This window comes from Pseudomonas salmasensis (genome assembly GCF_014268375.2).
GTDB classification, from domain to species: domain Bacteria; phylum Pseudomonadota; class Gammaproteobacteria; order Pseudomonadales; family Pseudomonadaceae; genus Aquipseudomonas; species Aquipseudomonas salmasensis.
Map to the genome: position 1 here is coordinate 5,232,448 of NZ_CP077083.1, position 26,374 is coordinate 5,258,821.

General features: G+C 59.9%; 20 protein-coding genes. 13 read left to right on the forward strand and 7 right to left on the reverse strand.

Annotated elements, in window-relative coordinates; genetic code table 11:
* On the reverse strand, positions 1-174 hold the full coding sequence (locus HU731_RS23535; RefSeq protein WP_003189642.1) for a PA1571 family protein: 174 nt from the start codon (positions 172-174) through the stop codon (positions 1-3).
* A 247-nt stretch (positions 175-421) separates the two neighbouring features.
* On the opposite strand from HU731_RS23535, the gene HU731_RS23540 reads away from it, so the two are divergent.
* A complete protein-coding gene (locus HU731_RS23540) occupies positions 422-2,191 on the forward strand; it encodes an ABC transporter transmembrane domain-containing protein (RefSeq protein WP_437180724.1) in 1,770 nt (589 codons plus the stop codon).
* Between the two features lie 143 nt (positions 2,192-2,334).
* Here the strand turns inward: HU731_RS23540 and HU731_RS23545 are convergent, their stop codons facing one another.
* Positions 2,335-4,263 (reverse strand): transglycosylase SLT domain-containing protein, encoded by a 1,929-nt coding sequence (locus tag HU731_RS23545; RefSeq protein WP_186605876.1) that lies wholly within the window; start codon positions 4,261-4,263, stop codon positions 2,335-2,337.
* A gap of 213 nt (positions 4,264-4,476) precedes the next feature.
* Here HU731_RS23545 and HU731_RS23550 point away from each other — a divergent pair, with 213 nt between their 5' ends.
* Positions 4,477-6,399 carry an ATP-binding cassette domain-containing protein gene (locus HU731_RS23550; protein ID WP_186605884.1) on the forward strand — a complete coding sequence of 641 codons (1,923 nt, stop codon included), beginning with the start codon at positions 4,477-4,479 and terminating at the stop codon, positions 6,397-6,399.
* Positions 6,400-6,582: 183 nt separating this feature from the next.
* Here HU731_RS23550 and HU731_RS23555 read toward each other — a convergent pair whose 3' ends face one another.
* Positions 6,583-7,023: a universal stress protein gene (locus HU731_RS23555; RefSeq protein ID WP_186605886.1), complete on the reverse strand. Its 441-nt coding sequence runs from the start codon at positions 7,021-7,023 to the stop codon at positions 6,583-6,585.
* Positions 7,024-7,128: 105 nt separating this feature from the next.
* On the opposite strand from HU731_RS23555, the gene HU731_RS23560 reads away from it, so the two are divergent.
* From HU731_RS23560 to HU731_RS23595, 8 genes are all read left to right on the forward strand, one after another.
* Entirely contained in the window at positions 7,129-7,566 is a 438-nt protein-coding gene (locus HU731_RS23560; protein WP_032900468.1) for a hypothetical protein, read from the forward strand.
* Between the two features lie 22 nt (positions 7,567-7,588).
* A complete protein-coding gene (locus HU731_RS23565; protein WP_186606188.1) occupies positions 7,589-7,783 on the forward strand; it encodes a hypothetical protein in 195 nt (64 codons plus the stop codon).
* A gap of 365 nt (positions 7,784-8,148) precedes the next feature.
* A complete protein-coding gene (gene fadB, locus HU731_RS23570) occupies positions 8,149-10,296 on the forward strand; it encodes a fatty acid oxidation complex subunit alpha FadB (RefSeq protein ID WP_003189649.1) in 2,148 nt (715 codons plus the stop codon).
* 29 nt (positions 10,297-10,325) lie between these two features.
* Entirely contained in the window at positions 10,326-11,501 is a 1,176-nt protein-coding gene (gene fadA / locus HU731_RS23575) for an acetyl-CoA C-acyltransferase FadA (protein WP_003189650.1), read from the forward strand.
* A 98-nt stretch (positions 11,502-11,599) separates the two neighbouring features.
* Entirely contained in the window at positions 11,600-11,836 is a 237-nt protein-coding gene (locus HU731_RS23580) for a DUF1653 domain-containing protein (protein ID WP_159933492.1), read from the forward strand.
* Between the two features lie 114 nt (positions 11,837-11,950).
* Positions 11,951-14,572, forward strand: coding sequence for a type I DNA topoisomerase (gene topA / locus HU731_RS23585; protein ID WP_003189652.1), 2,622 nt, complete (start codon positions 11,951-11,953; stop codon positions 14,570-14,572).
* Between the two features lie 191 nt (positions 14,573-14,763).
* Positions 14,764-15,285, forward strand: coding sequence for a DUF6586 family protein (locus tag HU731_RS23590; protein WP_003189653.1), 522 nt, complete (start codon positions 14,764-14,766; stop codon positions 15,283-15,285).
* Between the two features lie 869 nt (positions 15,286-16,154).
* Entirely contained in the window at positions 16,155-16,388 is a 234-nt protein-coding gene (locus HU731_RS23595) for a hypothetical protein (protein ID WP_003189656.1), read from the forward strand.
* Positions 16,389-16,425: 37 nt separating this feature from the next.
* Here the strand turns inward: HU731_RS23595 and sulA are convergent, their stop codons facing one another.
* The gene (gene sulA, locus HU731_RS23600) at positions 16,426-16,899 is read right to left on the reverse strand and encodes an SOS-induced cell division inhibitor SulA (RefSeq protein WP_186605888.1); all 474 of its coding nucleotides are present in this window, start codon (positions 16,897-16,899) and stop codon (positions 16,426-16,428) included.
* A gap of 10 nt (positions 16,900-16,909) precedes the next feature.
* Positions 16,910-17,518, reverse strand: a complete 609-nt coding sequence (lexA, locus tag HU731_RS23605; protein WP_003172575.1) for a transcriptional repressor LexA — start codon at positions 17,516-17,518, stop codon at positions 16,910-16,912.
* Positions 17,519-17,781: 263 nt separating this feature from the next.
* Here lexA and HU731_RS23610 point away from each other — a divergent pair, with 263 nt between their 5' ends.
* From HU731_RS23610 to HU731_RS23620, 3 genes are all read left to right on the forward strand, one after another.
* Positions 17,782-18,489: a TetR/AcrR family transcriptional regulator gene (locus tag HU731_RS23610; protein ID WP_003189661.1), complete on the forward strand. Its 708-nt coding sequence runs from the start codon at positions 17,782-17,784 to the stop codon at positions 18,487-18,489.
* A gap of 135 nt (positions 18,490-18,624) precedes the next feature.
* The gene (gene nagZ, locus HU731_RS23615; protein WP_186605890.1) at positions 18,625-19,635 is read left to right on the forward strand and encodes a beta-N-acetylhexosaminidase; all 1,011 of its coding nucleotides are present in this window, start codon (positions 18,625-18,627) and stop codon (positions 19,633-19,635) included.
* Positions 19,636-19,767: 132 nt separating this feature from the next.
* Positions 19,768-23,079: a DEAD/DEAH box helicase gene (locus HU731_RS23620; protein ID WP_186605892.1), complete on the forward strand. Its 3,312-nt coding sequence runs from the start codon at positions 19,768-19,770 to the stop codon at positions 23,077-23,079.
* A gap of 23 nt (positions 23,080-23,102) precedes the next feature.
* Here the strand turns inward: HU731_RS23620 and HU731_RS23625 are convergent, their stop codons facing one another.
* Both HU731_RS23625 and HU731_RS23630 read right to left on the reverse strand, forming a co-directional pair.
* Positions 23,103-25,793: a DEAD/DEAH box helicase gene (locus tag HU731_RS23625; RefSeq protein WP_186605894.1), complete on the reverse strand. Its 2,691-nt coding sequence runs from the start codon at positions 25,791-25,793 to the stop codon at positions 23,103-23,105.
* A 9-nt stretch (positions 25,794-25,802) separates the two neighbouring features.
* Entirely contained in the window at positions 25,803-26,369 is a 567-nt protein-coding gene (locus tag HU731_RS23630; RefSeq protein WP_014717515.1) for a CsiV family protein, read from the reverse strand.
* Positions 26,370-26,374: the final 5 nt, after the last annotated feature.

The window sequence follows — 26,374 nt, forward strand, 5'->3', positions numbered from 1 at the left end:
TCAGCCTTGCTGGGCAGGCTTGACCAGTCGCTGTTCCAGCTCGCTGCAGGCTTGCTGGATCATTTCTTCGGTAATCTGCACTTCCTGGCCTTTGGCATCGATATACGAGCAAGGCAGCTGCTGCGGCTGGCGGATCACTTCAATCTTGGCATCGCTGCTATTTTGCAAGGTCATGGCCTGTCTCCTCATCAGGTTGTGTACCTACTCTAATTCCCCTGCATGAACGCGCTGTTACAACTCCTTACACGCTCATCGGTTCGAACACCCAGTCCACCAGAAACCGTTACATATTTCCAGATCAGGCTTAGACCGATAGCCTCTAGCGGCCTGTATCGGTGGGCATAATTAACCTGACTCATTGTTATTCGCGCAAGTTCCCCCAATGTTGGAGGGTACAGATTCCTCATTGGTGATACCTCCCATGTTCTCCATCCGTCAACGCCGTGCGATTCGCCTGGCCAGCCGCTTTATCGCACCCTACCGCTGGCAGGCGCTTGGCGCACTGCTGGCGCTGATCGTCACCGCTGGCATCACCTTGTCCATGGGCCAGGGCATACGCCTGCTGGTGGACCAGGGCTTCATGACCCAGTCGCCGCACCTGCTCAACCAGTCCATCGGCCTGTTCATGCTGTTGGTGCTCGGCCTGGCCGTGGGCACCTTCACGCGGTTTTACCTGGTGTCGTGGATTGGCGAGCGGGTAGTGGCCGATATTCGCCGGCAAGTGTTCAACCACCTGATCTACCTGCACCCAGGCTTCTACGAGAACAACCGCAGCTCGGAAATCCAGTCGCGGCTGACCACCGACACCACCTTGCTGCAATCGGTGATCGGCTCATCGCTGTCGCTGTTTTTGCGCAATGCGCTGATGGTGATCGGCGGCATCGTGTTGCTGTTTATCACGAACCCCAAGCTCACCAGCATCGTGGTGGTGGCGTTGCCGCTGGTGCTGGCGCCGATCCTGATCTTCGGGCGCCGAGTGCGCAGCCTGTCGCGTTTGAGCCAGGACCGTATCGCGGACGTTGGCAGCTATGTCGCCGAGACCTTGGGCCAGATCAAGACCGTGCAGGCCTATAACCATCAGGTGCAGGACGAACAGCGCTTTGCCGTCACCGTCGAGGACGCCTTCATCACCGCACGTAAGCGCATCTTGCAGCGCTCCTGGCTGATTACCCTGGTGATCATGCTGGTGCTCGGCGCGGTGGGCGTGATGCTGTGGGTGGGCGGCATGGACGTGATCAGCGGGCGCATTTCCGGCGGTGAGCTGGCGGCGTTCGTGTTCTACAGCCTGATTGTCGGCAGCGCTGTCGGCACCCTGAGCGAAGTGCTCGGCGAGTTGCAGCGTGCCGCCGGGGCGGCCGAGCGGATCGGTGAGCTGTTGCAGTCAGGCAATGACATCCAGGCGCCGGCCACAGGCGGGGTACGTTTGCCGGAACGGGTCAGCGGCCGCATGGAACTGCAAGACCTGCGTTTTTCCTACCCCTCGCGACCGGACAGCTACGCCATCGACGGTTTGAACCTGACCATCAACCCCGGCGAAACCCTGGCGTTGGTAGGGCCGTCCGGTGCGGGCAAGTCGACGATTTTCGACCTGCTGCTGCGCTTCTACGACCCCCAGCAAGGCCGCATCCTGCTTGAAGGCCAGCCGCTGACCGAGCTTGACCCGTTAGACCTGCGGCGCCATTTCGCCCTGGTGTCCCAGAGCCCGGCGTTGTTCTTTGGCAGCGTCGAGGACAACATCCGCTACGGCAACCCTTCCGCTACCACCGCACAGGTGGAAGCCGCCGCGCGTATTGCCCACGCCCACGACTTCATCCTGCAAATGCCCGACGGCTACCAAACCCACCTCGGCGAAAGTGGCCTGGGCCTCTCTGGCGGCCAGCGCCAACGCCTGGCCATCGCCCGCGCCTTGTTGGTCGACGCACCGATCCTGCTGCTGGACGAAGCCACCAGCGCCCTCGACGCTCAGAGCGAACACCTGATCCAGCAAGCGCTGCCGCAACTCATGCAAGGGCGCACCACGCTGGTGATCGCACACCGTTTGGCCACGGTGAAGAATGCCGACCGCATTGCGGTGATGGACCAGGGCAAGCTGGTGGCGGTGGGCACGCATCAGCAGTTGATTGCGAGCAATCCGCTGTATGCGCGGTTGGCGGCGTTGCAGTTCAATGATCGAGATGAACAGGTGAAATAAAAAATGCCCGCATCTCTCGATGCGGGCACTGGAACCCCTGTAGGAGCGAGCTTGCTCGCGAAAACCTCACAGGCGCCGCGTTCATCCATGAAGTACGCGTTAGCGTTGACGGTCTTCGCGAGCAAGCTCGCTCCTACAACCTGTTACTGGTCGTCGAAGTAGCGTTCATGCCAATCCACCAACGGCTGCGGTGAATTGAGCTTCTGCCCGTAGATCACCGAATAAGACAGCACGTTCTGCACATACTGGCGGGTTTCGTCGAAGGGGATGCTTTCCACCCATACGTCGAAACTCAAGTGGTCTGCGCCGCGCAGCCATTGGCGCACGCGGCCTGGGCCGGCGTTGTAGGCAGCGGAGGCGAGCACGCGGTTGCCGTTGAACTGGCTGTGCACCTGGCTCAGGTAAGCAGCGCCGAGCTGGATGTTTTTATCCGGGTCCAGCACCTGGGCCGGGGAGGCCAGGGGGATACTGAACTTGCGCGCGGTTTCCTTGGCAGTGCCGGGCATCAGTTGCATCAGGCCGCTGGCGCCAACGCCGGAGCGGGCGTCATCCATAAACGCGCTTTCCTGGCGCGTGATGGCAAAGATCCAGCTGGAGTGCAGGCCACGTACCTTGGCTTCGCGCACCAGGGTGTCGCGGTGGGCCATCGGGAAGCGGATGTCCAGGTCGTCCCAGTACTGGGCCTGGCTGATGGTGCGGATCGCCGGGAAGTACCACTTCATGTCGTAGGCCAGTTTGGCCTGGGCGACCATCTCGTCACGGTTGAAATGACGGCTGACGTGGTACCACTCACGGCGACCGTCGACGATCTGGCCACGGGCGTAGAACTCCAGGGCCCGGCGCACGCCTGGGGTGTTGCGGACCTTGTTGACGAGGGCCTGGCTCATCACCAGCGGCTTGTTGTTCAACTGATAGGGCGATTTGGAGCGGTCAGCGGCGAGGAATCCATAGAAGTCCCGTTCCTTGGCCACATTTTTGTACAGCACCAAAGCCTGCGGGTTTTTCGGCTCGGCCAGCTCCAGGCTGCGCGCCTGCCAGTAGCGCCAGCGGTTGGTGGTGGCCAGGTCTTGTGGGAGCTTGCGGGTCAATTGGTAGGCGTCTTCCCAGCGCGCCAGGCGCAGCAGCAGGCGCAGGCGCCACTCGGAGACCGTATTGTCGCGCAGTTCGGGGTCGTACTTGGTCATGACCTCCAGCGCGCGCGGGTCGAAGCGCTTGGCCAGGGTCAAGCCGATCTCACGGGCAATCGACACTTTTTCGTCACGGGAGAAGTGCATGCTGCTGGCATAACCATCGAGCAGGGCCATGGCCTTGTCCGGATCCTGGCGCGCCAGGCGGCGCAGGCCCAGGCCCACGGCGTCAGCCATGGCCTCGGTGGCCGGCTGGAAGCGTGACGGGTCGCTGAGCATGTCGGGCTTTTGCGCCACATCCACCATCAAGCGGCCTTGGGCGCCGAGGGTAGGCAGGGTTTTCACCAGGCTATTGGCCAGCGCGTAGTTACGCGCTTCGGCGGCGAGCTTGGCGCGCTCCCAGATCTTCTGCTCGGTGAGTTGGCCGGCAGCGGCCCATTGGCCAAACGTGGCGTCACAGGCGGCGGGCTGGGATTTGCCGGTCATCCACAGTTTTTCGGCAGTCTTGTAGCCTTCGGCTTTCAGATTGTGGCTGAGCTGATATTGGCCATGCAGGCAGTCCAGCTCGACGAAATTGAGTTTGGTGTCGTAGTACTTTTCAAAGGTCTGCCAATCGCCACGTTCGGCCAGCCAGCGCAGCCAACGCAGTTTCATCCAGTTGGCCTGGGGCAGATCGCCGTGTTTGGCGAGGAATTGTTCGATTTCCTCGTTGCTCGCGGTTTTCAGGCGCGCGGTCAACTCGTCATAGGCCAGGTAGGGCGTGAGCGGGTAATCGGCCAGGGCCTGGCTGTATTGCATGTAGGGGCCGGTGTCGCCCTTGGCCAGGGCGCGTTTGGCTTGATCGTAATACTGGCGTTGAGTGGTGAGGTCCACCGCCTGGGCGGATTGAACGGCAGTGGCGGAAAGAAGCAGACAAGATAAAAAGTTGAAAAGGCGACTGCGCATGAGACGTCCGTGCAGAGAAATCACGACTAGCACCGGCACTGCCGACACTGATTGCCCCTAGCTTAGCCTTTTGCCAGCGGCCCGCGAAAGCTTTGCCGGCTGGTTCGTTCAAGTTCGCCGGAAATGTCCTACAGAACGTGTCAATAGAGAAAATGCCGACCGCATCCCACCCTCACATCAGGTAGAATGCGCGCCCAGTTTTTGGAGAAGCGTATGACCCTGCTCAAATTCAGCGATGTGTCCCTTGCTTTCGGCGCCATGCCGTTGTTGGACAAGGTGTCCTGGCAGATCGCCCGTGGTGAGCGGGTGTGCATCATCGGCCGCAACGGCACCGGCAAGTCCAGCATGATGAAGCTGGTAAAAGGCGACCAGAAGCCCGATGACGGCTCTGTCTGGCGTGCCCCGGGCCTCAAGATCGGCGAATTGCCGCAAGAATTGCCGGTGGCCGACGGACGGACAGTGTTCGACGTGGTTGCCGAAGGCCTGGACGGCGTTGGCGAGTTGCTCGCGCAGTACCATCACCTGGCGCAGAACTGCGTCACCGAGGAAGACCTCGACAAGCTGATGCACGTCCAGCAAGACCTCGAAGCCCGTGACGGCTGGCGCTTGCAGCAACTGGTAGACAGCACCCTGAGCCGCCTGCAACTGCCGGCCGACAAGACCCTCGCCGAATTGTCCGGCGGCTGGCGTCGTCGCGTGCTGCTGGCCCAGGCCCTGGTGTCCGAGCCAGACCTGCTGCTGCTCGACGAACCGACCAACCACCTGGACATTGGCGCCATTGCCTGGCTTGAAGAAGCCATCAAGGACTTCCAGGGCGCCGTGCTGTTTATCACGCACGACCGTGCATTCCTGCAGAGCCTGGCCACGCGCATCCTCGAACTGGACCGTGGCGGCCTGATCGACTGGAACGGCGACTACGCCAGCTTCCTGGTGCACAAGGAAGCCGCCCTGGCGGCCGAAGAAACCGCCAACGCGCTGTTCGACAAGAAGCTGGCCCAGGAAGAAGTCTGGATCCGCCAGGGTATCAAGGCCCGTCGCACCCGTAACGAAGGCCGCGTGCGTGCCTTGAAAGCCTTGCGCGTCGAGCGCAGTGAGCGCCGCGAGCGTACCGGTAAAGCCAATATCCAGCTCGATACTGCCGACAAGTCGGGCAAGCAAGTGATGGTGCTGGAGAACGTCAGCTTCCATCACCCGGACGGCCCGTTCCTGATCAAGGACTTCTCCATGGTCCTGCAGCGTGGCGACCGTATCGGCCTGCTGGGCGCCAACGGCACCGGCAAGACCACCTTGCTCAAGCTGATGCTCAGCGGTCTGCAACCGACCAGCGGCAAGGTAGAAGAGGGCACTCGCATCGACGTGGCCTACTTTGACCAGTTGCGCCACCAGTTGGACCTGGAAAAGACCGTGATCGACAACGTTGCCGAAGGCCGCGACTTTATCGATATCGACGGCCAGAGCCGCCACGTACTCAGCTACCTGGGTGACTTCCTGTTCAGCCCGCAACGTGCGCGCACGCCGGTCAAGGCGCTGTCGGGTGGTGAGCGTGCGCGCCTGCTGCTGGCCAAGCTGTTCAGCAAGCCGGCCAACCTGCTGGTACTCGACGAACCGACCAACGACCTCGACGTGGAAACCCTGGAGCTGCTGGAAGAGGTCTTGCTGACCTTCAACGGCACCGTGCTGATGGTCAGCCACGACCGGGAATTTCTCGACAACGTGGTCACCAGCACCCTGGTTTTCGAAGGCGAAGGCAAGGTGCGTGAATACGTGGGCGGTTATCAGGACTGGCTGCGTCAGGGCGGCTCGCCGCGCCTGCTGGGCGTGACCGAGAGCAAGTCGGGCAAGGCCGACCTGAACACCGCGGTGGTGGCTCCCGTTGCTGCCGAGGCGGCTGCACCGGCTGCTGACGCTGCGCCGGCCAAGAAAAAGCTGAGCTATAAGTTGCAGCGCGAGCTGGAAGCTTTGCCGGGTGATATCGACGCCAAGGAACAGCAGATTGCTGCGGTGGAAGCGGAAATGGCTGATGCCGGTTTCTACCTGCGCCCTGCGGCAGAAACAGCCAAGGTTATCGCCTCCCTGGAGACGCTGAACCAGGAGCTGGAAGCGTTGGTTGAGCGTTGGGCCGAGCTGGATGCCTGAGTGATCCTGCAGCACTAAAAAGCCTGGCGTTCATTCCTATGAGCGCCAGGCTTTTTAATATGAAATGCGATTCAACTGTGGGAGCTGGCTTGCCTGCGATAGCGGTGTATCAGCCACCTGATGCATCAACTGACAGGCTGCTATCGCAGGCAAGCCAGCTCCCACATTAGACCTTCATTGGTCTTACGAACTCTTTACCAGTTTGACGGCCAGTACATCGCACGGCGCGCCGTGCAATACATCATTGGCAGTAGAACCCAGCAACAACGCCAAACCGTGACGACCATGGCTACCCACTACGATCAGGTCACAACCCTGTTCCTTGGCCAAGTGGTGAATTTCCTGGCGCGGTTGGCCGTATGTCAGGCGGCAGTCTTCCTTTTTCAGGTGCGGGTATTTGAGAATCAAACGGTCCAGACGCTCCTTGGCCTGGTCAAATTGTTGTTGCTGCAACTGGGAAAGGTCCATCGGCACGTCACCACCAAAGGCCATGGCCATGGGCTCGACGATGTGCACCAACGACAGTTTGGCGCCATTGGCAATCGCGGATTCCTGTGCGCGCTTGATCACTGGGTCGCACTCTTCGGTCAGGTCGACAGCGACCAGAATATGTTCGTAGGGCATGAGGCGTTCCTCCAGGGGACTGCAATAAGTTCAGTATGGCTGCTTTCAAGCGGATGGGGTTGCCGCAGATCAAATCCGCTCATCTAGAAATTCGGGAGTACACATATGACGGTCTGGATAGTGGTGTCAATCCTTGCGGTGGTTTTAAGCCCCCTGGTATGGCTGCGTCCTTCGCGCCAGCAGAGCGGGCGCATGGCCCTGCGCATGGAGGCGCGCCGCATCGGCTTGGCCATGCAGTTGGCGCCTCAGGAGTGGCCACATTGGCTCAAGCAGGAGCCGCCGAGCCCTTGCGCGCAGTACTGCCGACCACGGCGTGGCAGCATGCCCGCGACCTGGAGTTACTGGCAGCTGGAGCCGGGGCTGTGGGTCAATCAGTGGCGTGAGCCCTGTGTGGATGAGAAGTTGTTGCCGCATTTTGCAACGCTGCCGGCGAACGTCTACAAGGTCGAGGCCGACAAGCAGATGATCGCCCTGTATTGGGGTGAGAAGGGCGACGCAAGCGTACTCAAAGACATTGATACGCTGCTCAAGGCCCTGGCCTGACCTAAACCTTGTAGGAGCGAGCTTGCTCGCTAAAATCGTCAACGATGACGCGGCTAATCAGGCGATACGCGGCGCTCTCCAGGTTTTCGCGAGCAAGCTCGCTCCTACAGGAAAGTCGAGCGATAAAAAGCCAGGAAAGCGGGGCAATAAAAAGCCCGACATCATCATCGGGCTGGAGGTGGCCAGGCAGGCCGGTAAATCTGTCGGTTGCCGCTAGCCTAGCCGTGTATTGCTTTCTGTACAGCCTTTTCCCACATCTTTTCTATTATTGATCCTGTGAATATTTGAATATTGACGGGTGGCCAGCCCGCGGGCCGGGTTCTGAAATGACTGGAAAGTCGCGTTTTTCCTAGCCTTTGGAGCGATTGACAATTGCTCGGAATTGGATGAAGGTGGCGTACCCAAATCAAACGGGCGTATGAATTGAGCGTTTGCCTGTCAGACGACTCATACAAAACCCGACTATCGCACTGGCGGGTGTGCCTGGCGGATTGGCGTGAGCATTGATTCAACTGTCAATGTCAAACCAGAGACCAGCGTCCAGTGTGTACTGTTCAGCTTCCATATCGTGGAGATCAGTTGATGATTTACGAAGGTAAAGCCATCACGGTTAAGGCTCTTGAAAGTGGCATCGTCGAACTCAAGTTCGACCTCAAGGGTGAGTCCGTCAACAAGTTCAACCGTCTAACCCTGAACGAACTGCGTCAGGCCGTAGACACCATCAAAGCAGATGCTTCGGTCAAGGGCGTGATCGTCTCCAGCGGCAAGGACGTGTTTATCGTCGGCGCTGACATCACCGAATTCGTCGACAACTTCAAGCTGCCCGATGCCGAGCTGGTGGCTGGCAACCTCGAAGCCAACAAGATCTTCAGCGATTTCGAAGACCTCAACGTGCCGACCGTTGCTGCCATCAATGGCATCGCGTTGGGCGGCGGCCTGGAAATGTGCCTGGCGGCAGACTTTCGCGTCATGTCCGCGACGGCCAAGATCGGCCTGCCGGAAGTCAAGCTGGGCATCTACCCAGGCTTTGGCGGTACCGTGCGCCTGCCGCGCCTGATCGGTGCCGACAACGCGATCGAATGGATCGCCGCGGGTAAGGAAAACAAGGCTGAAGACGCACTGAAAGTCGGTGCCGTCGACGCGGTAGTAGCTCCGGACAAACTGGCCGAAGCCGCGCTGAACCTGATCAAGGGCGCCATCAGCGGCGAATTTGACTACAAGGCCAAGCGTCAGCCGAAGCTGGAAAAACTCAAGCTCAACGCCATCGAACAGATGATGTCGTTCGAAACCGCCAAAGGTTTCGTGGCAGGCCAGGCCGGCCCGAACTACCCGGCGCCGGTTGAAGCGATCAAGACCATCCAGAAGGCCGCGAACTTCGGTCGCGACAAAGCCCTGGAAGTGGAAGCGGCAGGCTTCGTCAAACTGGCGAAAACCTCCGCGGCCCAGAGCCTGATCGGCCTGTTCCTGAACGATCAGGAGCTGAAGAAAAAGGCCAAGGCCTACGACGAAATTGCCAAGGACGTGAAACAGGCTGCCGTACTCGGCGCCGGTATCATGGGTGGCGGTATCGCCTATCAGTCGGCGTCCAAAGGCACGCCGATCCTGATGAAAGACATCAACGAACACGGGATCGAGCAGGGCCTGGCCGAAGCGGCCAAGCTGCTGGTGGGCCGCGTTGATAAAGGTCGCATGACCGCTGCAAAAATGGCTGAAGTGCTTAACGGCATTCGTCCTACGCTGTCCTACGGCGATTTCGGCCACGTCGACCTGGTGGTCGAAGCGGTTGTCGAAAACCCGAAGGTCAAGCAAGCCGTACTGGCTGAAGTAGAAGCCCAGGTCAAAGATGACACCATCTTGGCCTCCAACACCTCGACCATTTCCATCTCGCTGCTGGCCAAGGCCCTCAAGCGTCCGGAAAACTTCGTCGGCATGCACTTCTTCAACCCGGTGCACATGATGCCGCTGGTAGAAGTGATCCGTGGCGAGAAGTCCAGCGAACTGGCCGTGGCCACTACCGTTGCCTACGCCAAGAAAATGGGCAAGAACCCGATCGTGGTCAATGACTGCCCGGGCTTCTTGGTCAACCGCGTGCTGTTCCCGTACTTCGGCGGTTTCGCCAAGTTGGTCAGCGCCGGCGTGGATTTTGTACGCATCGACAAGGTCATGGAAAAATTCGGCTGGCCAATGGGCCCGGCGTACCTGATGGACGTGGTCGGCATCGACACCGGCCACCACGGTCGCGACGTCATGGCTGAAGGTTTCCCGGACCGCATGAAAGACGACCGTCGTTCGGCTGTCGACGCACTCTACGAAGCCAAGCGCCTGGGCCAGAAGAACGGCAAGGGCTTCTACGCCTACGAGACCGACAAGAAGGGCAAGCAGAAGAAAGTGGCCGATCCGTCGGTGCACGAAGTACTCGCTCCGGTCATCTACGAACAGCGTGAGGTGTCTGACGAGGACATCATCAACTGGATGATGATCGCCCTGTGCCTGGAAACCGTGCGTTGCCTGGAAGACGGCATCGTTGAAACCGCCGCCGAAGCCGATATGGGCCTGGTATACGGTATTGGTTTCCCTCCATTCCGTGGTGGTGCGCTGCGTTACATCGACTCCATCGGTGTGGCCCAGTTCGTTGCCCTGGCTGATCAGTACGCTGATCTGGGCCCGCTGTACCACCCGACCGCGAAGCTGCGTGAAATGGCCAAGAACGGCCAGAGCTTCTTCGGTTAAGTGCCCAGACGACTAGAGCGAGAATATTTATGAGCTTGAATCCAAGAGACGTCGTGATCGTCGACTTCGGTCGTACGCCGATGGGCCGCTCCAAGGGCGGCATGCACCGCAACACCCGCGCCGAAGACATGTCGGCGCACCTGATCAGCAAAGTGCTGGAGCGCAACACCAAGGTCGACCCGAACGAAGTCGAGGACGTGATCTGGGGCTGCGTCAACCAGACCCTGGAGCAGGGCTGGAACATCGCGCGCATGGCGTCGTTGATGACCCAGATCCCGCACACTGCCGCTGGCCAGACCGTCAGCCGCCTGTGTGGCTCGTCGATGAGCGCGCTGCACACCGCTGCCCAAGCGATCATGACCGGCAACGGCGATGTGTTCGTGGTCGGCGGCGTGGAGCACATGGGCCACGTCAGCATGATGCACGGCGTCGATCCTAACCCGCACATGTCCCTCTACGCGGCGAAAGCCTCGGGCATGATGGGCCTTACCGCGGAAATGCTTGGCAAAATGCACGGCATCACCCGTGAAGCCCAAGACGCGTTCGGCCTGCGCTCCCACCAGCTCGCCCACAAGGCGACTGTGGAAGGCAAGTTCAAGGATGAAATCATCCCGATGAACGGCTACGACGAGAATGGTTTCCTGAAACTGTTCGACTACGACGAAACCATTCGTCCGGACACCACCCTGGAAAGCCTGGCGGCTCTCAAGCCAGCCTTCAATCCAAAGGGCGGCACCGTGACAGCCGGTACTTCCTCGCAAATCACCGACGGTGCTTCGTGCATGATCGTGATGTCGGCGCAGCGTGCCCAGGACCTGGGTATCCAGCCGCTGGCGGTGATTCGTTCGATGGCAGTGGCGGGTGTGGATCCGGCGATCATGGGCTATGGTCCAGTACCGGCCACACAAAAAGCCTTGAAGCGCGCAGGCCTTTCCATCTCCGATATCGACTTCTTCGAGCTCAACGAAGCTTTCGCCGCACAGGCCCTGCCAGTGCTGAAAGATTTGAAAGTACTCGACAAGATGAACGAGAAGGTTAACCTGCACGGCGGTGCGATTGCCCTGGGCCACCCATTCGGTTGCTCCGGTGCACGTATCTCCGGCACTTTGCTTAACGTGATGAAGCAAAATGGCGGCAACCTTGGGGTTGCTACCATGTGCATTGGTCTCGGCCAAGGCATCTCTACCGTCTTCGAACGCGTCTAAACGTTCGGTTGACGGAAGCCGGGGCCCAGTGCCCCGGTTTTTGTTTTTTGGAACTTTTAAATATTTTTTTTCAACAAATTTTGCATGAGGGCCAGAGCATGAAAGTCGAACCCGGGCTCTACCAGCATTACAAGGGGCCGCAGTACCGTGTTTTCAGCGTGGCGCGCCACTCTGAAACCGAAGAAGAAGTGGTGTTTTACCAAGCGCTGTATGGCGAATACGGTTTTTGGGTGCGCCCTTTGAGCATGTTCCTGGAGACCGTCGAAGTTGACGGCGAGCAGGTCCCGCGCTTTGCTTTGGTCCAGGCCGAAGCCAGTCTTTTTAAAGGGCAATAACGGCAGGTCGCGCAGAATGCTGCGCTTGACCTCATCCGGTTGCCACTATATATAGCGTTGCCGCGTCAGGCGCCAACTGCCTTTCACTTCTCGAATTCAGGAATTTTCCGATCCATGGGCAAATCGCTGGTCATTGTGGAATCCCCGGCTAAGGCCAAGACCATCAACAAGTACTTGGGCAACGAGTACGTGGTGAAGTCGAGTATCGGCCATATCCGAGACCTGCCCACCAGCGGTTCGGCTAGCGCCAGCAAGGAGCCTGCCGCCAAGCGCGGCAAGGCCGCCGCGGGCGAAGGTCCGGTACTCACGCCTAAAGAAAAAGCGCGCAAGCAACTGGTTTCGCGCATGGGTGTGGACCCGGACCATGGCTGGAAGGCCAAGTACGAAATCCTTCCGGGCAAGGAAAAGGTCATCGAAGAGCTGCGCCGGCTCGCCAAAGATGCTGACACCATCTATCTCGCGACGGACTTGGACCGCGAAGGGGAAGCCATTGCCTGGCACCTGCGCGAAGCCATCGGTGGTGATGACAGCCGCTACAAGCGCGTGGTGTTCAACGAAATCACCAAGAAAGCCATTCAGGAAGCGTTCTCCAAGCCGGGCGAGCTGGACATTGACCGTGTCAACGCCCAGCAGGCCCGTCGTTTCCTCGACCGCGTCGTGGGCTACATGGTCTCGCCACTGCTGTGGGCGAAGATCGCCCGTGGCCTGTCCGCCGGCCGTGTGCAATCGGTAGCGGTCAAGCTGGTGGTGGAGCGTGAGCGCGAGATCCGTGCGTTCATCCCTGAAGAATACTGGGAAGTCCACGCCGACCTGGGCACTGCCAAGGGCGCCAACGTGCGCTTTGAAGTGGCCCGTGAGAAAGGCGAGGCCTTCAAGCCGCTGAACGAAGCCCAGGCCATGGCCGCGCTGGAGAAGCTCAAGGCCTCCAGCTACAGCATCGTCAAGCGTGAAGACAAACCGACCAGCAGCAAGCCGTCGGCGCCGTTCATCACCTCCACCCTGCAACAGGCCGCGAGCAACCGCCTGGGCTTCGGGGTGAAGAAGACCATGATGATGGCCCAGCGTCTGTATGAGGCTGGCTACATCACGTATATGCGTACCGACTCCACCAACCTGTCGCAAGACGCGGTGGCGATGGCGCGTACTTATATTGAAAGCGAATTCGGCAAGACCTACCTGCCGGAGAAGCCGAACGTCTACAGCAGCAAGGAAGGCGCACAAGAGGCTCACGAAGCGATTCGTCCTTCTGACGCCAACACCACGCCTGCCAAGCTGAGCGGCATGGAGCGCGACGCTGAGCGCCTCTACGAGCTGATCTGGCGCCAGTTCCTGGCTTGCCAGATGCTGCCGGCGCAATACCTGTCTACTACCGTGAGCGTGGGCGCGGGCGATTTCGAGCTGCGTGCCAAGGGCCGTATTCTCAAGTTCGACGGCTATACCCGTGTGATGCCGCAGATCGCCAAGCCTGGCGATGATGATGTGCTGCCGGACATGGCCCAGGGCGACACGTTGAAGCTGATCAAGCTCGACCCGTCCCAGCACTTCACCAAGCCACCGGCGCGTTATTCCGAAGCCAGCCTGGTCAAAGAGATGGAAAAGCGCGGTATCGGTCGTCCTTCGACCTACGCCGCGATCATCTCCACCATCCAGGACCGTGGCTACGTTGCGCTGCACAACCGTCGTTTCTATTCGGAAAAGATGGGCGACATCGTGACCGAGCGTCTGTCGGAGAGCTTCTCCAACCTGATGGACTACGGCTTCACCGCCGGCATGGAAGAGAACCTCGATGACGTGGCTCAGGGCGAGCGCGACTGGAAAAACGTGCTCGACGAGTTCTACGGCGACTTCAAGAAAAAGCTCGAAGTGGCCGAGAACCCTGAGAACGGGATGCGCGCCAACCAGCCGGTGATGACGGACATTCCGTGCACCACCTGCGGTCGACCGATGCAGATTCGTACCGCCTCCACCGGCGTGTTCCTCGGTTGCTCGGGCTACAGCCTGCCGCCCAAAGAGCGCTGCAAGGCGACGGTCAACCTGGTGCCGGGCGACGAAATTGCGGCTGACGATGAGGGTGAATCCGAGTCGCTGGTGCTGCGCGGCAAGCACCGCTGCCCGATCTGCAGCACGGCGATGGACGCCTACCTGTTGGACGAGAAGCATAAGCTGCACATCTGCGGTAACAACCCCGATTGCAACGGCTACGAGATCGAAGAGGGCACCTACCGCATCAAAGGCTATGAAGGCCCGAGCCTGGAATGCGATAAGTGCGGCAGCGAGATGCAGCTCAAGACCGGCCGTTTCGGCAAGTTCTTCGGTTGCACCAACCCGACCTGCAAGAACACCCGCAAACTGCTGAAAAGCGGTGACGCGGCGCCGCCGAAGATGGACCCGGTGAAGATGCCTGAACTCAAGTGCGAGAAGGTCAACGACACCTACATCCTGCGTGACGGCGCTTCGGGGCTGTTCCTGGCCGCCAGCCAGTTCCCGAAAAACCGCGAGACCCGTGCGCCGTTGGTGATGGAGATTGTGCCGCACAAGGACGAGATCGATCCGAAGTACCACTTCCTGTGTGAAGCGCCGAAGAAGGACCCGGATGGTCGCCCAGCCGTGATCCGCTACAGCCGCAAGACCAAGGAGCAGTACGTGCAGACCGAAGTGGACGGCAAGCCGACTGGCTGGAAAGCGTTCTACGACGGCGGCAAGTGGAAGGTCGAGGACAAGCGCCAAGGCGCTTGATCCGCTAGTCTGTTAACGCCAAAAGCCGTCTGTATAGACGGCTTTTGCTTACTGTAGGAGCGAGCTTGCTCGCGAAGATCGTTAACGAAAATGCGGGAAACCTGGCACCCTGCGGTGCCTGGAAGTTTTTCGCGAGCAAGCTCGCTCCTACACAGCCAGCATCACGCCTATTCGTTGTGGAGATTGCCGTCATGGCCAACGAACTCTATACCCGTACCAATCAGAAAATTTACTTCGCGGGTTTGTCCCTGGAGGCCCTTGGCCGTGCCGAGGAAGGGAAAGAGATGAACGCCATCGCGCTGGTACAGGCGGGGCGCGAAGCGGCGTTGTTCCACCTGTACGGTGCCTTGCTGGGGCTGTGCCATGAAATCGCCGGGTTCTACCGCTTGCCCCAGGCGGGCGCCCCGCGGGCGGAAATGATCATGAACCGTGAAGTGCTGGATTCCATGGCGATTCCTGAGTTGGCCGAGCTGGTGGAAATGGCCCAGAGCCCCGACAGTTGGGTGGCGCGGCTGCTCAAAGCACATGCGGATATGTTTCAGCCGCCGCGTATTCCCCATGTGCCCAAGGGGGATGTCACCCAGCCGCTGATCGTCGCCGTGGCCTTGGAGCAGGATGAGCCCAAGCCGTTGAGCCGTGAGGAGTTGGAAGGCTGGCGCCAGGAGCTGAAAAAGATGGCACTGCGTTTTCGTGAAGGGCTGAACGAGTGCTGAAGGGGTTGCATTAAGCAAATGTGGGGGCTGGCTTGCCTGCGATGACGGCCTGACAGCCGACACCTATCTAGCTGAGGCCCCACGATCAAACTGTGGGAGCTGGCTTGTCGGGTCGCCGCATCGCTGCGATGACGGCCTGCCAGCCGACACCTATCTACCTGAGGCCCCGCAATCAAACTGTGGGAGCGGGCTTGCCTGCGATGACGGCCTGCCAGCCGACACCTATCTACCTGACGCCCCACAATCCAACTGTGGGAGCGGGCTTGCTCGCGAAGACGGCCTGGCAGGCGACACAGTTGGATTGTGTACATATCCATTTCTGCGGTAACGGCCGCTTAGGGTTCCGCCCTGACGGGGGCTCACTTTGCAAAAGCGGCAAAGTAAGCAAAACGCTCTTGCCCCACCACTCGGCACCTCGCTTGGGCTCGGTGTGCCCGAACGCAGGCTTGAATCCGTGGGCCGCCGCCACGCGCCATCCATGGCGCGGGGCGGCTAACCCGGCGTCCTGCCGGGTTACCCACGAATTCAAGCCTGCGTTCGGCCAGCGTGGTTTAACGGGGCGCCTAAGATCAAAAGCCAGATCAAGATCACAAGCAGAGCAAGATCAAGAGCGACTCGCTTCGCATCGTGGTTACCGTTGGCTGCTTCAGCTTGCAAAGTTCTGTGAATGCCCATGCTGCGATAGAGGTGAGTCAGAAAAGCCCAGTAATAACTGACCCACCGCCATCGCAGGCAAGCCAGCTCCCACAGAGAGAAGCGTGTTGCCCAGGCCACCATTCATCAAGCCGTCAACAAACCTGTCCATATCCCCTGCGAGGCGGGGTGGATGACTGATATAATCCCAGGCCTTTCGTGGAGAACAGACTTTTATGCCAACGTCCTTTCTGGAAATTGTTGAACTGCCTGACGGCCGAATTGAACTGCGCCGGGCGGAGGACGAGGGTTCTCTGGTTATTCTGGATTTCTCCGAAGACGCCAAGGTCTTCCTGCAAGGCCAGCACGTCGAAGTGGCTAAAGCCATGTTGAGCGTGGGCGTGCAGATGGCTGGTCGCCTTGCCGAAGGCGAGCCGGAGAAAGAAGAAGGGCCGCGCGTTCTTCACTGAGTCCTTGGTGAAGGCCGCTCCTGTGGCATGCCCATCATTACCCCAATCGTATATTCAAACTTTGTGCATCACCCATGCGCGCAGCGCTGATCAGTTGCTGCCTGGCGCTGGCATTCAGCGGGTTCAGCCAGCTCACCACCGTATGGCTGCGGCCCAGGCGCAAGGCTTCGCAGGTTAGCTGCTGGGCACTTTGCGCGCCGCGTGGTTGCAGCAACAGGATGCGCTCGCGGTTGAGCCCGGCGTCCCGCAGCCAGGCCTGGGTAAGGCTGGCGGGCGGGGCGATCAGTGTCAGCCAGCGGGCGTCCTGATCTTCGCTTAATTCGCGCAGGATAGGTGCCAGCAGGTTCAGGCAGCTCTCAGCCGCACCGCGCAACGACAATTCACTGAACGCCTCAGGTTCGCCGCCCCAGGGGGCTTCGACCGTTTCCTTGAGGATTGGCGCAAGGGGCTGGGCCATGAAGGCCTCGAACAGCGACAGTTGTGTGTGTTGTGGGGTGTGCACGAGCTGCATGATGCCTCCTTTAGCGGCGAATGACGCCGACACTCAAGCCTTCGATCACCAGGTCCTGGTCTTTCAGGTTGACTTCGATCGGGGCAAACTCAGGGTTTTCGGCCAGGAGCCAGACCTTGCTGCCTTCGCGCTTGAAGCGTTTGACCGTGACCTCGTCGCCGATACGGGCCACGACGATCTGGCCATTGCGGGCTTCGCGGGTGGTATGGACGGCCAGCAGGTCGCCGTCAAAGATACCCACGTCCTTCATGCTCATGCCGTGCACACGCAACAGGTAGTCGGCGCGAGGATGGAAGAAGGTCGGGTTGATGTTGCAGGATTCCTCGACGTGCTGCTGCGCCAGGATCGGCGCACCTGCGGCGACGCGACCGATGATCGGCAATGTCGACTCGTCGGCCTTGGCTTCGAAGCCAGGGATACGAATACCCCGCGAAGCACCCGGGGTCATCTCGATCGCGCCTTTGCGAGCGAGGGCCTTGAGGTGTTCCTCGGCAGCATTGGGGGACTTGAACCCCAGTTCCAGGGCAATCTCCGCACGGGTAGGCGGGTACCCGTTGTCATCAAGGCAGCGCTTGATAAAAGCCAGAATCTCAGCTTGGCGTGGCGTCAGTTTTAGCATGTTGATCGCTCTGTCTTTTTATACAGTGACTGGGATTATATACAGTGAACTGCGCTTAGCAATCATCCTTTTTAGCGGCTCCGCTGGACGGTCATCCGTCAGCCGTCCTACAGAGCAGAAGCGGCGCTGCCTACAGAGCTGCGAGGATATGATTAAATAGCGATGAATCAGATGACCGACCAGCCGCAAAGCGGACCCCCAGGCTTGACAAGACACACTCTGAAACGTATGTTTCAAACAAGTGTTTGTCAGGCGGAGTAGCCATGGCCCAGTCGGAAACCGTTGAACGCATTCTCGATGCTGCCGAGCAATTGTTCGCGGAAAAAGGATTTGCTGAAACTTCATTGCGGCTGATCACCAGCAAGGCAGGGGTCAACCTCGCCGCGGTGAACTATCATTTCGGCTCGAAAAAGGCCCTGATCCAGGCAGTGTTCTCACGCTTTCTGGGCCCGTTCTGCGCAAGCCTCGACCGTGAGCTGGAACGCCGCCAGGCCAAGGCCGATCACAAGCCTAGCCTGGAAGAGCTGCTGGAAATCCTCGTGGAGCAAGCGTTGGTCGTGCAGCCTCGTAGCGGCAACGACCTGTCGATCTTCATGCGCCTGCTGGGCCTGGCGTTCAGCCAGAGCCAGGGCCACTTGCGCCGTTACCTGGAAGACATGTACGGCAAGGTGTTCCGCCGCTATATGCTGCTGGTCAACGAAGCGGCCCCGCGTATTCCGCCTATCGAACTGTTCTGGCGTGTGCATTTCATGCTCGGTGCCGCCGCTTTCAGCATGTCCGGTATCAAGGCGTTGCGGGCAATTGCCGAGACCGATTTCGGCGTGAACACTTCCATCGAGCAAGTCATGCGCCTGATGGTGCCGTTCCTCGCCGCTGGCATGCGCGCCGAAACCGGCGTCAGCGATCCGGCCATGGCCGCCGCCCAGTTACGCCCACGCAGCAAAACCGTACCGGTCGCCGCCAAGGTTTGATCGCTGCGGGTGGGCGCGGCCGCTTGCATCCGCTAAGCTAGCCGCCATGCCGATTTCAGCTATTTATTCACAACCCGTCGTCCTTGCCGTGCCTGGCAAGGACGACGGGTTGTGTGCGTTATTTAAGGAAGGTTTATGACTGCTGCCCTGCAAGGTTCTTTGATGGTCGACGTCGCCGGTACCTGGCTCACGGCCGAGGATCGTCATCTGTTGCGCCAACCGGAAGTGGGCGGCCTGATCATTTTTGCGCGCAATATCGAGCACCCGCGCCAGGTTCGCGAGTTGAGCGCAGCCATTCGCGCAGTGCGCCCGGACTTGCTGCTGGCCGTGGACCAGGAAGGCGGCCGCGTGCAGCGTCTGCGCCAAGGCTTTGTACGCCTGCCGGCCATGCGTGCGCTGGCGGATAACCCCAACGCCCAATACCTGGCCGAACAATGCGGTTGGATCATGGCCACCGAAGTGCTGGCGGTGGGCCTGGACCTGAGTTTTGCCCCAGTGCTGGACCTGGATTACCAACGCAGCGCCGTGGTCGGCACCCGCTCCTTTGAAGGCGACCCCGAGCGCGCTGCCGTGCTCGCCGGAGCCTTTATCCGCGGCATGAACAGCGCCGGCATGGCTGCCACCGGCAAGCACTTCCCGGGCCACGGTTGGGCCGAGGCCGATTCCCACGTCGCTATTCCCACGGACGAGCGCAGCCTGGAACAGATTCGCGCCAATGACCTGGTGCCTTTCGCACGCCTGAGCAAGCAACTGGCCGCCGTGATGCCGGCGCACGTCATCTACCCGCAGGTCGATGCCCAGCCCGCCGGCTTCTCACGCCGCTGGTTGCAGGACATCCTGCGCGGTGAGTTGCAGTTTGACGGGGTGATCTTCAGCGATGACCTGTCCATGGCCGGCGCCCATGTGGTCGGCGATGCGGCCAGTCGTATCGAAGCGGCGCTGACCGCCGGTTGTGACATGGGCTTGGTGTGCAATGACCGTGCGGCAGCCGAGCTGGCGCTCAGTGCAGCGCAGCGGATGAAGGTCACGCCGTCGGCGCGGATTGCACGTATGCGTGGGCAGGCGGTTGCGTCGACGGATTACAAACAGGATCCACGCTGGTTGGCGGCTCTCACAGCGTTGCGAGACGCTCAACTGATTGAATAACCGTCGCCTGCGCTGTTAAAGAAAGAGGCTTGGTGTAGGAAGCGTCTGGGTGTTGCTGTAGCGATCTCTTACCGCTTTGTGGGAGTCGGCCTGCTTTAAATCGCGTTGCCGACCGTTGTAGAGTGCTGCCCCATGAATGACCTGATCGCACGTATCGTAGAATTGGATTGGCAAGAGCGCTTTGACCCTCGTTCACTGGAGCGTGGTTTCGAGTACGCTGGTGAAAGTCGTCTCGAAATAGTCGAAGTGGGAAAACATCGGTTGATCGCGCGTTGCAAGGGCTCCGGTCGTAACGTCTACAACCAGGTGATCACACATGTTGTCACATCAAATTGGGCGACTGTCGAGTGTGTGTGTTCTTGCCCGGTAGCGATCAATTGCAAGCACGCGGCTGCGGCGCTGTTTATGTTGACTGTCCTGCACGAAGACCTGAACCGGCCTGTAAAGCAGCAAAAGACACCGGTTGAGCGCCTCAGCCCCCAGCTCGAAAAGTGGCTTGAAAGCATCCCTGAACCCACGCCTGTGGATGAGGAACAACCCAGGAATACGGGCACCTCTTTGCTGTACCAGCTCTCCCCCGATCCCTATTCGATGAGGTGGTCATTAGAGCTATATCGAGCGCGCGTGACGAAAAAAGGTGAGTACAGCGATATCAAGCCGCTGTACTCGATCGACGAGACATTGCGACGTGCTCCCGCCTATATGCATGAGCTGGATACACGCATTTGTCGATTGCTGTTGTTGAGCCGGTCTTATAGTTCCTATAACACCCGTTATCAGCTGGCCGGCGAACCAGGGGCCGAAATTCTCCAATTGGCGCTCAAAACCCAACGTCTGTTTATTGAGCAGGGCACTGGCCTGGCGCTTAAGCCCGGCCCGGCCCGGCCCGCGCGTTTTGATTGGGCCATGTTGTCCGATGGCAATCACATTCCCAAGTGGATCAGCAACGGGCGCGAGTTGGACGAGGTATTGCCCCTCAAACCGCTTCATTATCTTGACCGCGATAACCTGGCTATCGGGGTGGTCGAGCACGGGCTGGACGATAATCTGGCCATTCATCTTTGCGCCTTGCCGACGATTCCAGCTGATCAGGTCGCGTTATTCAGCCATCGCATCAGTTCGATATCCAAGGTGATTCCTCCGCCGCGGGAGCTGACCGAGCGTGTGGTGGATGCGTTAGAGCCTCAAGGATGCCTCACCTTGGGAAGCGACGAGTCCTACGTCTACAGCCAGGCACACCATCGGCAAATGCTCACGTTTGAACACCGCGTCGCCTTGGCTTACCGATACGACGCCTGCCTGGTCAGCGGCAAAGGCACTGAGGACATCCTGTTTCTCAACGGCACTGAAACCCAACGTATCCAACGCAAGCCGGTGGCTGAAAAAGCCCTGCGCAAGACCCTCACGAAGATCGGCCTTAAAGCGGTCACTCGCAAAACCCGTGCGCTGCCTGCCAGTGCAGGAGAGATGTTCGGTCTACCCACTGATGAAGCCTGGCTGCGCTTTGTTGAGCGCGATCTGGCGGTTTTGCGCGAGGCCGGGTGGGAGGTCGTCATCCAACCGGGCTTTTATTACGACGTGGAGGCTGTGGACCACTGGTACGCGGATATCGAAGAGACGCCGGGTCATGAATGGTTCAACCTTGAACTGGGCGTCGAGGTCAATGGCGAGCGGCACAGCCTGTTGCCAATCATGCTCGATTTGATGCGTCGTCAGCCCAAACTGCTCGATGCCACTTATATGGCTGAACGTGACGACGATGAGCGAGTATTGGTCAGTTTAGGCGCCGGCACTCATACCAAAGTCGCGCTGCCTTACGGCCGTATCAAACCCCTGATGGCGACCCTCGGCGAACTCTACCTGCGCGCACCTGAAGGCGATGCACTGCGGTTGAGCGCGCCCGACGCGGCACGGCTCAGCACCCTGGATGCAATACCCTTGGTCTGGCAGGGCGGCGAGCGGCTGCGTGATTTCGCCAAGCGTCTCAAGGAGGCCACGCACGTCAATGTACCGGCTCCTCAGGGCCTGAACGCCGAACTACGTGGCTACCAGCTCGAAGGCCTTAACTGGATGCAAGCCCTGCGCGAGCTGGACGTCGGCGGGATTCTTGGGGATGACATGGGCCTGGGGAAAACCCTGCAGGCCCTTGCCCATTTGCTCTGTGAGAAACAGGCCGGCCGCTTGCAGGCTCCTGCTCTGGCGGTGATGCCCACCAGCCTGGTCCCCAACTGGATGGATGAAGCCGCACGCTTTACCCCTCAACTCAAGGTCCTGGCGCTGCACGGCTCGCAGCGCCAGGCTGACTTCGCGCGCCTGGCCGATTACGACCTGGTACTCACCACTTACGCGCTGCTGTCGCGAGACCTTGAAGTGCTGCAGCCTCAATGTTGGAGTGTGCTGATCCTCGACGAAGCGCAAAACATCAAGAATCCTAATAGCAAGGCAGCCCAGGCGGCTCGTGAGTTGGAGGCCGGTCAGCGTTTATGCTTGAGCGGTACGCCGTTGGAAAACCACTTGGGCGAGCTGTGGTCACTGTTCCATTTCTTGATGCCGGGCTGGTTGGGCGATAGCAAGAGCTTTAATCGCGATTACCGCACGCCCATCGAAAAGCACGGTAATGCGCAGCGTATGCAGCACCTCACAGCACGTATCAAGCCGTTCCTGTTGCGGCGCAAAAAGGAACAGGTTGCTACGGAGTTACCGCCCAAGTCGGAAATCGTGCACTGGGTAGAGCTCAGCGATGCACAGCGGGATGTCTACGAAACGGTGCGTGTGGCCATGGATAAAAAGGTGCGCGACGAGATCAGTCGTCATGGCGTGGCCCGCAGCCAGATCATCATCCTCGAAGCCCTGCTCAAACTGCGCCAGGTGTGCTGTGACTTGCGCCTGGTCAAGTCTGTGCCGATGACTAAAGCTGCCAAGGCCGGCACTGGCAAGCTCGGCAGCTTGATGGACATGTTGGAAGAGTTGCTCAGCGAGGGGCGGCGGATTTTGCTGTTCTCGCAATTCACTTCGATGCTGGCGTTGATTGAAGAAGAGCTCAAGCAGCGTGAGCTTGAGTATTCGATCCTGACGGGGGACACCCTTGACCGACGTACGCCCGTTGAAAACTTCCAGGGCGGCAAGACACCGCTATTCCTGATCAGCCTCAAGGCGGGCGGGACGGGCTTGAACCTGACAGCGGCGGATACGGTGATTCATTACGACCCGTGGTGGAACCCTGCGGTGGAAAACCAGGCGACCGACCGTGCGTATCGCATCGGGCAGGACAAACCGGTGTTTGTGTACAAGATGATTGCCCGGGGCACGGTGGAGGAAAAGATCCAGGCGTTGCAACTGGAGAAGGCTGCGTTGGCTGATGGGGTGCTGGAAGGCGGAGCCAGTGCGGGTTGGAAGCTGGAGCAGCGGGATATTGAGGCGCTGTTTGCGCCTTTGCCAGGTTGAAGATCGCGAAGGCGGCCTAACAGTCAGCGCTTCTCTTGCTTGTTGGGCAACGGCGCAAACAACGCCTCAATCTCTTCATTACCCAACTGCCAATCCCCCGTGGTCCGCCCATCCAGCACGCCCGCCGCCAAGTCGGACTTCTCCTTCTGCAAGTGCTGAATTTTCTCCTCCACCGTGCCTCGGGCAATCATCTTGTACACAAACACCGGCTTTTCCTGCCCGATGCGGTACGCACGGTCGGTAGCCTGGTTTTCCGTGGCCGGGTTCCACCAGGGGTCATAGTGGATAACCGTGTCGGCTTCGGTCAGGTTCAGGCCCACCCCGCCGGCTTTCAGGCTGATCAAAAAGATCTGCAACTTGCCGCTCTGGAAGTCCTTCACCGGGGTGCGTCGATCCCGCGTCTGGCCGGTCAACAAGGCGTAGGCAATGCCGCGTTTTTTCAGTTCAACCTCGATCAGGCTCAGCATCGAGGTGAACTGCGAGAACAGCAGGATCCGGCGGCCTTCGGCAAACAGCTCATCGAGCATGTCCATCAGGCTGTCGAGCTTGCCTGAGCTGCTGCCACGGGCGGGCAGGGTAGCGTCGTTGACCAGGCGCAGGTCGCAGCACACCTGGCGCAGTTTCAGCAGCGCTTCGAGGATGATGATCTGGCTGCGGGCCACGCCCTTGCGCGTGATCTCGTCGCGGACCTTTTTATCCATGGCCAGGCGCATGGTTTCGTACACGTCGCGCTGGGCCTCGTTGAGGTCGACCCAGTGGATAATCTCGGTCTTGGGTGGCAGTTCGGTTGCCACCTGCTCCTTGGTACGACGCAGCAGGAAGGGTTTGATCCGGCCGTTGAGGTGCTGCAATCGCACCTCGCTGGCACGTTTTTCAATCGGCACGCGGTAATCACGGTTGAAGCTCTTCACGTCGCCCAGCCAACCCGGCAACAGGAAGTGGAACAGCGACCACAGTTCGCCCAAGTGGTTTTCCAAAGGCGTACCGCTCAGGCACAGGCGCTGGCGGGCATTCAGCTCGCGCGCGGCCTGGGCCGCCTTGCTGGATGGGTTCTTGATGTACTGCGCTTCATCCATGATCAAGACGTGCAAGGGCAGGGCGGCGAGCTGTTCGATGTCCTTGGGCAGCAGGGCGTAGGTGGTCAGCAGCAGGTCGTAGTCCTGCAGGTTGGCGAAATGTTTCTTACGCCCGGCGCCATAAAGTGCCTGCACTCTCAGCTGCGGGGTGAAGTGCGCCGCCTCATCGAGCCAGTTCGGAATCAGGCTGGTAGGCATCACAACCATGCATGGCCGATCAAGGCGACCGGCGATTTTCTCGGTAAGAATATGCGCCAGGGTTTGCAGGGTTTTACCCAGGCCCATGTCATCCGCGAGTATCCCACCCACCTCCAGTTGGCGCAGTGACTGCATCCAGCTCAAGCCTTCCAATTGATAGGGGCGCAAGGTCGCGTTCAGGCCTTCGGGCGCCACGCAGGTGAAATCCTTGATGTCGCGCAGGCGCTGGGCAAAGTTGCGGATCTTCTCGCCGCCTTCCCATTGCAGTGGCAAGTCTTCCAGCGGGTTGAGGCGAATGGCGTCGGCCTTGGCCAGGCGCAGCGCGGTGGTACCGGCTTCCTGCAGGTAAAACTCGCCGAGGGTCGCCAGCACCGGCTTTAAGCGGCCGTAGGGCAGCGCCACTTGCAGCGGGCCGTGGCCGTTGGGCAGGCCGGGGATATTCACCAGGATCAGCTCTTCATCGCGGCGTCGCGCGAGTTTCTCCGGGTTGAGAATCTCGGTGTGGGAGCGCATCAGGTTCAGCAGAATCGGCAGCAGGCTCAAGCGTTCGCCGTTGACGATAATGCCCAGCTCCAGATCGAACCAGTCGCGTTCCGGCCCTTCATCGACGGTGGCATACCAGTCATCGACGGGGCTGAGGTCAAAGCCGAAGTCTTCATCGATCTGCAGTTCCCAGCCCTCGGCACGCAAGGTGGGCGACACATTGAGGGTGAAGTTCAGCCAGGCACTGTCATTGACCATCTCGAACAGCTCGCCGGCACTTTCCGGCAGGGCCTTGCTCTGGCGCGTGGCGATCTTGAAGCCAAGCAGGCGCAGGTGTTCGCGATAGGCTTGTTCTTGCTCGGGTTGGCGCTTGATCCGCAGGCTCTGGGTCTCCTGGCGCACAATGATGTCGGCATTTTTTTGCCCGCTGACATAGTTGCCCAGGTAGTTGAACGACAGCGCCGCACGGTGCTGGATATAGCGCTGCATCTTGCCGTTGCGCGGCTCGAACGCGCTGAACTCGACGCTGGCCAGCCACAGGCGTGGCACCGGTTGCACGTCGTCCATCACCACCTGCGGCAGGACCACGCGGTTATCCAGCACCGCCTGGAGTTTTTCCAGCAGCTGCGCATCCTGGGCTGCTGCCGGGTAGGCCAGGGTTTCCTGAACCTTGAGCAGCACCGCCGCGATGTGTTTGCAGTTGGTGTGTACCGGGCACGTGCAGCGGCTGTCTACCAGGATCAGCAAACCCTTGGCCGATTCACGCAATGAGATGGTCTGGCGGTAAACGTTGCCGCCCGAGCCTTCGCAACTGGCGGTGATGGTGCTGTCGCCGCACTCGACGATGCGCACGCGGTTTTCCAGGGCGTAGCGCCGCCCGCGCTCAAGGCTTTGCTCTTTGAAGCGGTTGGCCCACGAAGGGGCCAGGGGTTTGGTCAACGGCGACGTCAGGGGCATGGCGCGCAATCAGTCCTGAAGGTCGGGCGGTGGTGCGCTGGGTGGCTTGGCGGTCAGCGAAGTGATCTTGATCAGCAGCGCCAGGTGGCCGCCGTCCAGGTAGTTGAGCTGGTTGTTCTTGGTGCGCACGTCTTTCTGGCTCAAGTGTTCGCTGGCAATCACGCTGCCGTTGCCGTCGAACTGGTTGATCCAGAAATCCGCGTCGATATCGGTAAAGCGCCCCAGTTGCAGGCTCAACACCCCTTCGATAGGGAACTGGCCGAATTGCTCCTGGCCATCGGTGATCGCCACCTTCACCGCTTGCTCGCCCAGGTTCTGTTCCCAGGCCTTGTGCGCGAGCACCGTGTAGTTGGCGTCGGCGCGCAGCTTGTCGACGATATTACCCAGGCGCGGCGGGCTCATCCGCTCGCCCAGGCGCGGCGCGCCTGCATCCCAGTTTTCCGGGGCGGCGCGGCTGTTGATCACCGGTTCCGCATTCTGGCGCACCAGGATCATTTCCACCTGATACAGGCTGTCGGCAAAGGCCGAAGGTGCGAGTACCACCAACAACAGGCTCAAAATGCGGAACACGCGCATGGGGG